Annotated in this window: 18 protein-coding genes; 17 read left to right on the top strand and 1 reads right to left on the bottom strand. The window is 63.9% G+C overall.

Translation table 11 applies throughout. The features are described 5' to 3' along the window. The 17 genes from VGH54_RS23970 to VGH54_RS23890 form a co-directional block, all read left to right on the top strand. Positions 1-949 (top strand): S53 family peptidase (locus tag VGH54_RS23970; RefSeq protein ID WP_331514615.1); only part of this gene is annotated, 949 nt, incomplete at its 5' end. 19 nt (positions 950-968) lie between these two features. Next, complete coding sequence (locus VGH54_RS23965; protein WP_331514614.1) at positions 969-1,241, top strand: hypothetical protein; 273 nt, start codon at positions 969-971, stop codon at positions 1,239-1,241. After that, entirely contained in the window at positions 1,242-1,391 is a 150-nt protein-coding gene (locus VGH54_RS23960; protein ID WP_331514613.1) for a hypothetical protein, read from the top strand. It abuts the gene before it with no gap. A gap of 11 nt (positions 1,392-1,402) precedes the next feature. After that, positions 1,403-1,669 (top strand): hypothetical protein, encoded by a 267-nt coding sequence (locus VGH54_RS23955; RefSeq protein ID WP_331514612.1) that lies wholly within the window; start codon positions 1,403-1,405, stop codon positions 1,667-1,669. A 78-nt stretch (positions 1,670-1,747) separates the two neighbouring features. Beyond that, a complete protein-coding gene (locus VGH54_RS23950) occupies positions 1,748-2,173 on the top strand; it encodes a hypothetical protein (protein ID WP_331514610.1) in 426 nt (141 codons plus the stop codon). After that, the gene (locus VGH54_RS23945; RefSeq protein WP_331514609.1) at positions 2,173-2,445 is read left to right on the top strand and encodes a hypothetical protein; all 273 of its coding nucleotides are present in this window, start codon (positions 2,173-2,175) and stop codon (positions 2,443-2,445) included. Before VGH54_RS23950 ends, VGH54_RS23945 begins: the two co-directional genes overlap by 1 nt. A 99-nt stretch (positions 2,446-2,544) precedes the next feature. Beyond that, a complete protein-coding gene (locus tag VGH54_RS23940) occupies positions 2,545-2,769 on the top strand; it encodes a hypothetical protein (RefSeq protein WP_331514608.1) in 225 nt (74 codons plus the stop codon). 10 nt (positions 2,770-2,779) lie between these two features. Further along, positions 2,780-3,196 carry a hypothetical protein gene (locus VGH54_RS23935; protein ID WP_331514606.1) on the top strand — a complete coding sequence of 139 codons (417 nt, stop codon included), beginning with the start codon at positions 2,780-2,782 and terminating at the stop codon, positions 3,194-3,196. Then, entirely contained in the window at positions 3,189-3,383 is a 195-nt protein-coding gene (locus VGH54_RS23930) for a hypothetical protein (RefSeq protein ID WP_331514605.1), read from the top strand. Before VGH54_RS23935 ends, VGH54_RS23930 begins: the two co-directional genes overlap by 8 nt. 70 nt (positions 3,384-3,453) lie before the next feature. Continuing rightward, on the top strand, positions 3,454-3,630 hold the full coding sequence (locus VGH54_RS23925) for a hypothetical protein (protein WP_331514604.1): 177 nt from the start codon (positions 3,454-3,456) through the stop codon (positions 3,628-3,630). Positions 3,631-3,680: 50 nt separating this feature from the next. After that, positions 3,681-4,406 carry a hypothetical protein gene (locus tag VGH54_RS23920; RefSeq protein ID WP_331514603.1) on the top strand — a complete coding sequence of 242 codons (726 nt, stop codon included), beginning with the start codon at positions 3,681-3,683 and terminating at the stop codon, positions 4,404-4,406. Positions 4,407-4,501: 95 nt separating this feature from the next. After that, positions 4,502-5,263, top strand: coding sequence for a ribonuclease H-like domain-containing protein (locus tag VGH54_RS23915; protein ID WP_331514602.1), 762 nt, complete (start codon positions 4,502-4,504; stop codon positions 5,261-5,263). Then, a complete protein-coding gene (locus tag VGH54_RS23910) occupies positions 5,260-5,385 on the top strand; it encodes a hypothetical protein (protein WP_331514601.1) in 126 nt (41 codons plus the stop codon). Before VGH54_RS23915 ends, VGH54_RS23910 begins: the two co-directional genes overlap by 4 nt. Beyond that, positions 5,382-5,642 carry a hypothetical protein gene (locus VGH54_RS23905; protein WP_331514600.1) on the top strand — a complete coding sequence of 87 codons (261 nt, stop codon included), beginning with the start codon at positions 5,382-5,384 and terminating at the stop codon, positions 5,640-5,642. Before VGH54_RS23910 ends, VGH54_RS23905 begins: the two co-directional genes overlap by 4 nt. Before the next feature lie 17 nt (positions 5,643-5,659). Next, on the top strand, positions 5,660-5,959 hold the full coding sequence (locus VGH54_RS23900) for a hypothetical protein (protein WP_331514599.1): 300 nt from the start codon (positions 5,660-5,662) through the stop codon (positions 5,957-5,959). A gap of 277 nt (positions 5,960-6,236) precedes the next feature. Further along, positions 6,237-6,656: a hypothetical protein gene (locus tag VGH54_RS23895; protein WP_331514598.1), complete on the top strand. Its 420-nt coding sequence runs from the start codon at positions 6,237-6,239 to the stop codon at positions 6,654-6,656. Positions 6,657-6,694: 38 nt separating this feature from the next. Beyond that, on the top strand, positions 6,695-6,949 hold the full coding sequence (locus tag VGH54_RS23890; RefSeq protein ID WP_331514597.1) for a hypothetical protein: 255 nt from the start codon (positions 6,695-6,697) through the stop codon (positions 6,947-6,949). A 33-nt stretch (positions 6,950-6,982) separates the two neighbouring features. On the opposite strand, the gene VGH54_RS23885 is transcribed toward VGH54_RS23890, so the two are convergent. Continuing rightward, positions 6,983-7,164 (bottom strand): hypothetical protein (locus tag VGH54_RS23885; protein WP_331514595.1); only part of this gene is annotated, 182 nt, incomplete at its 5' end.

The raw sequence follows: 7,164 nt of genomic DNA, 5'->3' as shown, positions 1-7,164 counted from the left end.
TGGGCCGAACACGGACGCAGGGTTTTACCAGGCGATTGCCACGGCGATCAACGATCAGGTGCGTAAGCCCTCAGTGATCTCGATCAGCTGGGGTGGCCCAGAGTCGTCGTGGACCGCGCAGGCGATGGATGCGTACGACGCTTTGTTCGCCGATGCTGCCGCCGCCGGGATCACGATCTTCGCCGCGTCTGGTGACAACGGTTCAACGGATGGCACCACGGCCAACACCGTCGACTTCCCCGCCTCGTCCCCGCACGTCGTGGCGTGTGGCGGTACCACGCTGACCACAGCGGCCGAGTGGGCGTGGAACGAGACCGCGAACAACGAGGGCGCCACTGGCGGTGGGGTCAGCCAGCACTTCGGGCTGCCGTCTTACCAGGCGAACGCGCGTGTTCCGTCGAACCCTGCCGGACACCCTGGTCGTGGTGTGCCGGACGTTGCCGGCGTTGCGGATCCGGTGACCGGGTGGCAGGTCATGGTCGGCGGCCAGATGGGCGTCATCGGCGGCACTAGCGCTGTGGCCCCGATGTGGGCTGGCCTGATGGCCATCGCCAACCAGATCAACGGCGCGCGTGCGGGTTCGATCCACGGTGCGCTGTACGCAAACCCGACCGCGTTCACGGATATCACGACTGGTAACAACGGTGGCTATCAGGCCGGTGTCGGGTACGACGTGGTGACCGGCCTGGGCGTGCCGATCGGCTCGCGGATTGTCGCAGCCGTAGCTCCGACGCCTACGCCAGTGCCAACTCCGGTCCCCACACCTGTGCCCACGCCTACACCCGTGCCGGTCCCAGTGCCCACCCCGACGCCTGTGCCGACTCCTACGCCCACGCCAGCCCCAGTGCCCACTCCGGCACCCTCGGACGTTCCGGTGCTGCTGGCGTACTTCACAGCCGTGCAAGCGGCCACCACTCAGGCCATCGCCGCACTCAAGGCGCTCAAGTAGCACCTCCACGGAGGCACTCATGGCCGATAGCGACGAAGAAACCTGGCAGCCGTTCGCCCCGATCGTTGAGCAGATGGGGATGAAGGCTGAGCTGGGCGAGAATGACCAGGTCACCGCGATGATAATCATCACCAAGACGATGGACTTTGAAACCGGTGACGTGGCCCTCGGCTACTACCGGTCCAAAGGCCTCGACTGGATTGATGCCCGGGGGATGGTCGCTACCGCCATGGATATCGCCCAGGCGTCGGTGTTGGGCCGTGAACCCTGCGATGACGACGACGAGGACTAAATGTTGCCGGGCGCCGTGGCTCAACTGCTCGTGGCGCTCGGTCTGACGATCCTCGGATGGGCCGCGTTGGAGAAGAGCTGGCTACTCGGGTCGCTCGGCTTGTCCCTTGTTGTGGCGGTGTTGCTTGTTCCGTACTGGCCGGCACTTTAGGGGGGTGGGCGATGCAACCGCTCACTCCGACGCTGCACGTGTTGGCAACCGACCCGCCTGCGTGGTTGGAGCAGCACGAAAAGGAACGCATCAAAGCTGCCGCGTACAGGGCCCGCCTGTTGTATCCGGGCCCGGTTGGTGAGTTCATCAACCGCGAGCTGTTGTCCTGGTCGACGATCGGCCTGAAGTTCGACACCCACGGAGTGCTGGCGAAGACGATCCGGGCTCTCCTGAACGCACCTCTCCCCGAGCCGCCTGACAGCGCGCAGGCGGCGTAATCCAAGCCTGCCCCCACCCCAGGCCGCCGTCCCGCTAACCACGGGGCGGCGGCCACATAAACGCCGAAGGACGTCAAGATGCGCTTCCGACGCAACAATGACGAGAACGAGAAGATCGAAGCCCCGGACGTCGAGTACGGGGTTGACCTGTCGAGCGACCTCGAACCCGAGGCGGAGCCCAAATCCCCCTACGGGTTTGGGGTCGCCGAGGCAGAGCCCGAGCCTGCGAGTGACGAGCGAGAAGCGTTTCTCCGCGCCCTGTACACGGCCAAGGGGCCTGCCCCTGAGCTGCCCATCGTGTCCATCGCGGAGTCGATCGTTGTTGGTGTTGCCAACGGTTACCAGCAGTTCAGTGAGCCCACCGGCCGCAGCCTGAGCCTCTTCATGGACGGCAACAAAGCGGTTCTGACTGTTTACGACGCTGAGGGCGACTACCGGCACATCCGTTTGGATTCGTCGCACCGGCAGATGTTGCAGTCGTGGTTGGACCAGGCGGCGTCCTGATGCGCCGCTTCGTCCTGCGTAGGTCCCACGACGTGACCGGCGTATCGGGCTGCGGTGACGTCGCCGAAGGCGTGCAGTTCACCGACGGCACCTGCGTTATCCGCTGGGTGGTCGGCGAGCACCGCTCAACGGTCGTCTGGCCCGATGTTGCCTCAGCTGAGGCTGTTCATTCCCACGGCGGCAACACGGTGGTCGCGTGGATCGACCCGGACCCCAACAGCGTTGACGTCGCCATGTTTGGCGGCACTGTCAGGCGACTACCAGCTGCATGAACCGCCTACTGGCAGCCCTGGCAAGGTTCCGCCGCTGCCGCCCAGGCACTTGCGCACGCTGCGATCTCCGCCGTTACGTCCTCACTCCTAGGGGGCAGCATGGACCTAGACGGGATTGTGGCCCGCTGCCGCCACGACATCGACATTCTCACCGCAACGTTTGACCGCCTGTCCAAAACGGACATTGCGACTCTGGTCCTGACTGCGCATCTTGACGGGCAGTGTGATGCGCTCGAGGACGAAGGCCTGATGGCGTCCACACCGGATGAGCGGGCCGACTATGTGCGGGCGTTGCGGGCTGTCGCCAACAAACTCCACGACTAGGGAGGCCAGTATGCACAAGCTCCCGACGCACCTGGTCCCTCACGCTGACCAGGCGAAAGCTAAAGCGGACGACACGTTGACGAAGATGATCACCGCGTTGCGCGGGGACATCGAACACGGCTACGACACCTCCTACCTGTGGTGGGAACTGGCAGACAGGTTCGCCGTGCTCACCTCACCGTCATACCTGGCCACCGGGTTGGCAACAGCACTGCTACGCCTGGCCGCGGACCCTGTGTCCCTGCCAGAGGACGCACCCATGCCCGCGATGGCCGCGGCTGCACCGTTGAGGCATCGCAGCCGGGTATTCAAGCTCGACCCACGCCTGTGGGCCACGGTCTGTTTGACGTGCGACGCCAGCTACCCCTGCACCTCACAGGCGGACGCCCTGTTCCTGGCCAACTACCACTGGTCGGCCAATGGCTGACGAACTGACTGTTCTTGACCAGATCGGGAGTCTCCAGCTCTACCTGGAGCCGACCGTACGTGGCCGCCGCCTTGAGGTCGGCATCGAAGACCCGCACGGCTCGACCGTTGCCTCGGCCGTGTTTGAGAGGGACGCAGCGGTGGCCATCCGGGACTGGCTCAACCGTTGGCTAGAGGCCGGTGGCTAACCCCTCGCGGTGCTCGAGGTGCACCAGGCTCCCGCACCTGGCGTACCACACACCGAGGGTTAACCGCCGTGTGGAAACGTTCCGCCTCGAAGCGCACGACCTCGGCCGCATTGTGAACCTGCTGGCGGCCGAGTCCTACCACAACACCGCACTCCCTGGTGATCCCGCAGCCCTCGACGTTGAGCACGCACGACAGCTCCGCGACTGGCTGACCACCTGGCTAGAACGCGAAATCGGACCCACGTAACACACACCGAATACCACGCCTGACCTGCGCATTTCGGGTAGAATAAATGCATGGATGCAACCACCCCAGCATCGCACCACAGCAAGATTTGCTCGGTCGCCGTATGCGACCGCAAGGTCTTGGCTCGAGGCTATTGCTCCACCCACTACGAACGGTGGCGCGCCACCGGCACGGCGGGAACGGAACCGGTACGCGCGACGATGTCGCGTGAGGGCGCCTGCACAGTGGTCGGCTGCTCGAAGCCCCGCCAGACAAAGGGGCTGTGCACTACTCACTACTGGCGCGTGCGTGCTCACGGCGACCCGGGACCGGCCGAGATCCGGAAGTACAAGGCAGTCCCTTGCTCCGTGGGGGATTGCGGCAGGAAGACCTGCGGTCAAGGCTTGTGCCGCATGCACTACGAGCGCAAGCGCAAGGGGCGCCCCATGGGGGGTCCGGCGCCTATGCGCCGAGCGGCCGGAGAGGGCAGCATCGCCAACGGCTACCACCTGGTGACGGTTAAGAAACGCGTTCAGCTCAAGCACCGCGAACTGATGGCAGAACTGCTGGGTCGCCCGCTTTTGCGGACGGAAACTGTCCACCACGTAAACGGTCAACGTGCCGATAATCGTGTCACGGGCATTCTCGATGAGAACTTTCGATCTGGCAACCTCGAACTGTGGAGCACCTGGCAGCCAGCGGGCCAACGGGTGTCCGACAAGGTGGCATGGGCCATCGAGCTGCTTGAGCGGTACGACCCGGAGCGCCTGAGCGAGCGGCGTCCCAAAGCTGCCTGAACCCGAAAGCGGGCAACTAGCTCTACAAAGAAGCCGTCAGGGCCCGAACCCTGACGGCTTTCCTTTATCCCCAGGGGAGCTCTCCCGTGAGTCCTGTGACGCGCAACCGCATCAAGAACCCAAGCAAGATCTTAATCCTCGACATCGAAAGACTGCCAGGACTCGCCCGCGTGTGGGAGCCCAAGACCCGTTACATCGCCCCACGCAACTTCGTGGAATGGCCGAAGCTGCTGTGCTGGGACGCCCGCTGGTACGGCGAGAAAGAGCACATTTTTGCGGCATCCTGGATAGATCGCGCCGCGATGCTATCGGAGATATGGACACTTTACGACTCTGCGGACATCGTCATTAGTTATAATGGTATAACCTTCGACAACAAGCACCTCCGGTCGGAGTGGCTTGAGGCGGGAATGCAACCGCCTAGGCCATGGAAAGACGTTGACCTTTATAGGGTCGTAAAGCAATTTGGGTTTGAATCGAAATCGCTGGATAGCGTCTCAAGAAGGCTTGGAAGACCTGGGAAGGCCCTAAATTACTCGATGGACATGGCTCATGCCGCTGCTGATGGCAACATCAGGGCGCAGAACACCATGAAGCGCTACAACGCAGGTGATGTTGAGCTCACCGAGTGGCTCTATGACCGCCTTCGCGGGTGGATTAGCACGCACCCGGTGATTGGTGCGACTGATGGTGATGAGAAGCGTTGCAACCAGTGCGGTAGTGACAAGTTGCGGAATCAGCCGTCGAAGTACAGGGCTGTGGTGATCGACTACAACCTCCTCCGCTGCCAGAATTGCGGCGGACTCGTTAGGAGCGGTTGGCACAGCAGGGTTAGCGCAACTCGCGGTGTTGCATGATCCGCCGCTGGCTACTCTCACTGCTCGAGGCTGACATCATCGCCCTGGTCCGCGACGAGGTGGACCTGTACCTGCTGGACCTTGGCCTAGACGATCCACCCTGGACGGAGCAGACACCATGAGCGAACTCCCGGTGATCGCGCACGGTGCCGCACCTCTTGACGGCTGTCACCGCACTCACAGTGGTGTGGCGATCCACGTCATGCCCGACTGCGCTTGTAGCGGTCCGACTCAGATGTTGGACGTTCACGACGCTCAGGGCCAGGTCGTCGGTCAGCATGCGGTGAAGGTTGCCAACCATGTGAACGTGATGGGCACCGACGGCAAATCCACTTCGATCAGCTTGGAGCAGGCCCGCAACGCCGGGTACATCAACTGATGACTTACGCACCGAACTTGGACGACTACCCGGTGGTGATCGAGAAGGGTGTCGACTACGCCTGGGCGATTTCTTACTTCCTTGCGTGCGCCGAAGCTGACCGGCACCCCATTGCCCGTTTTATCCACCGGGGTATTGATTTTGAGCCGACTGGGTATTTCACTCCGGCCCAGTTGCGGTGGTCGGCAGATGTGGACTTTGTCGCCGAAGCGCACGCCTTGGCGGAGTCGATCGGGATGCGTTTGGGGTTCGTCGAAGATCTGGCAACGAGTTCGGAAACTGACGGCCGGTATGTTCTGGTACCACTGCTGGCCTGATTGCGTCCCAGCGAGCCCTGAGCGCCTCTGTGCGGGTTTACCTATCCCACCCACCCCGGGGGCAGCCCGCAAAGCCCGCAGCGTGGGCGCTGGGCGCCCGTTTGGGGCGGTCCGGGTAGGAGGCTGGCCCGCGAGCCGTGGAGGCTGGCCCGCGCTGAACCCTTTTCCCCGTCCTTGGCCGCCGCCTGACTAGGCCATCGTGACCGATCGCTGACGCACTTGCGTCCCCCACTTGCCAACCATTTGTCACATTCGAGATCTTGGATGGGCCACACGGGTGACGAATTTCAAGGTCGGTGACACGGTTAGCGTAAACGGCCCGATCGGCTGGGGAACCGGCATTGCCACGATCATCCGCTTCGAACGCGCCGTCGGGATCGACCGCGCGGTGTGCCTACGGGACCGCAGCGGAAGCGATGAGGGCTTCGGCACCCACTCCATCCCGCTGCACCACCTCCACTCCGTGTCGGAGGCTGAGTACCGCGAGTGGAGCCGGGCGGAGTACGTGCGCCGATTCCAACCCCCGGCGCACGGTCCGGACCGGCCACCAGTCCCCGCTCCGCTGGATCGGGAGACGGAGAGGGCGATCCGCGTCCTGGCCATCTCCGACGCCCTGACGGCCTCCTGGAGGGCCCGGGGCATCATCGCCGGCACACTGGGGCAGCTGGGGCTGTTCGAGGGCGACACGGCGGCGTGAGCTGGCCGAGAACGTGCCGCCTATGTGCCCGCCGGATCGTGCCTCGCACCTGGGGGGAGCCGAGGGCCGTCAGTCACGCTGCCCGAGGGTTGTGCACCGCCTGCTGGTCCAGTACGGCCCGGGCTGGCCGGCTCGAGGACTTTGAGACCCACACCTACCGGCCGGGCGAGCTGGCCACCGAGTGGGAGCTTCTGGCCGGGCAGGGCTTCACCGTGGCCCAGGCCGCCGAACGGTTGCGGGTGCCGGAGTCGACGTTGCGGTCGGCGCTGCGGAAGAACCTGGTGGGGGCATAAAAAAACCCCCGCTGGCTGCGGGGGTTTGGTGGTTCATCCAAAGTAGTTGTGGCTGTTTGCCTCGGTGGCCGCTCGGGTTGCCTCGATAACGTCCAGGCCCTTCAGGGTGACTCCGACCAGGTTGCCATCCCAGATGACCAATCCCAGGTCGTCCAGGGTGCCAACCGCGAAGACGAACTCGGGGTCGGTGTTCCCGTCGAGCTCGGTGATCACCG

It is taken from the genome of Mycobacterium sp., from assembly GCF_036488105.1.
Lineage (GTDB): Bacteria > Actinomycetota > Actinomycetes > Mycobacteriales > Mycobacteriaceae > Mycobacterium.
This window is presented reverse-complemented; position numbering and strand designations above follow the sequence as displayed.

Bases quoted from the DNA above. Each gene is read 5' to 3' on its own strand.
- VGH54_RS23965 (WP_331514614.1), top strand. From the start codon at position 969: ATGGCCGATAGCGACGAAGAAACCTGGCAGCCGTTCGCCCCGATCGTT.
- VGH54_RS23960 (WP_331514613.1), top strand. From the start codon at position 1,242: ATGTTGCCGGGCGCCGTGGCTCAACTGCTCGTGGCGCTCGGTCTGACG.
- VGH54_RS23955 (WP_331514612.1), top strand. From the start codon at position 1,403: ATGCAACCGCTCACTCCGACGCTGCACGTGTTGGCAACCGACCCGCCT.
- VGH54_RS23950 (WP_331514610.1), top strand. From the start codon at position 1,748: ATGCGCTTCCGACGCAACAATGACGAGAACGAGAAGATCGAAGCCCCG.
- VGH54_RS23945 (WP_331514609.1), top strand. From the start codon at position 2,173: ATGCGCCGCTTCGTCCTGCGTAGGTCCCACGACGTGACCGGCGTATCG.
- VGH54_RS23940 (WP_331514608.1), top strand. From the start codon at position 2,545: ATGGACCTAGACGGGATTGTGGCCCGCTGCCGCCACGACATCGACATT.
- VGH54_RS23935 (WP_331514606.1), top strand. From the start codon at position 2,780: ATGCACAAGCTCCCGACGCACCTGGTCCCTCACGCTGACCAGGCGAAA.
- VGH54_RS23930 (WP_331514605.1), top strand. From the start codon at position 3,189: ATGGCTGACGAACTGACTGTTCTTGACCAGATCGGGAGTCTCCAGCTC.
- VGH54_RS23920 (WP_331514603.1), top strand. From the start codon at position 3,681: ATGGATGCAACCACCCCAGCATCGCACCACAGCAAGATTTGCTCGGTC.
- VGH54_RS23910 (WP_331514601.1), top strand. From the start codon at position 5,260: ATGATCCGCCGCTGGCTACTCTCACTGCTCGAGGCTGACATCATCGCC.
- VGH54_RS23905 (WP_331514600.1), top strand. From the start codon at position 5,382: ATGAGCGAACTCCCGGTGATCGCGCACGGTGCCGCACCTCTTGACGGC.